The following is a 674-nucleotide window of genomic DNA, read 5'->3' as shown; positions in this document are numbered from 1 at the left end:
AAGATAACAGTATCAATAGACATTACTACGAAATGGCCGTTCTCTCTGAACTTAGAGAACATATTAGAGCTGGAGATATATCTATTTCTGTACATAAGCTAATGAATCTTTAATTGAAGGAATTGACATACTTAAAGATATTAACGAGAGTGGAAAAAGGAAAATTCCCGAAGATGCTCCAATAGATTTTATCTCTAAAAGATGGAGTAAATATGTATTTGAAAAAGATAACAGTATCAATAGACATTACTACGAAATGGCCGTTCTCTCTGAACTTAGAGAACATATTAGAGCTGGAGATATATCTATTTCTGGAAGTAGACAGTATATGGATTTTGAAGAGTATCTATTTTCAAAAGATGAATGGCAAGAATCTAAAATTTTTTCTAGATTAGCTGTGAGCTTAGAATTGGAAGATTATTTTACCGAGAGAAAATTAAGCATGGATAAAAGGCTGAGATGGTTTTCTAAAAATATTAATCAAATAAAAGGAATCTCTATTGAAAATGGAAAAATTTCAATTTCAAGATTGGAAAAAAATATTCCTCTAGAAGCAGAACAACTGAGTTCAAAATTATATAAACTTATACCCAGAATTAATTTAACAAATCAAATAAAAGAAATCTCTATTGAAAATGGAAAAATTTCAATTTCAAGATTGGAAAAAAATATTC

General features: G+C 28.5%; 1 pseudogene. It reads left to right on the top strand.

Going from position 1 to position 674, the window contains the following annotated elements:
* Positions 1-256: 256 nt before the first annotated feature.
* Positions 257-674, top strand: a pseudogene (locus L988_RS06410) (hypothetical protein); the annotation flags it as partial.

Source organism: Cetobacterium sp. ZWU0022 (assembly GCF_000800875.1).
Taxonomy (GTDB): domain Bacteria; phylum Fusobacteriota; class Fusobacteriia; order Fusobacteriales; family Fusobacteriaceae; genus Cetobacterium_A.
This window is presented reverse-complemented; position numbering and strand designations above follow the sequence as displayed.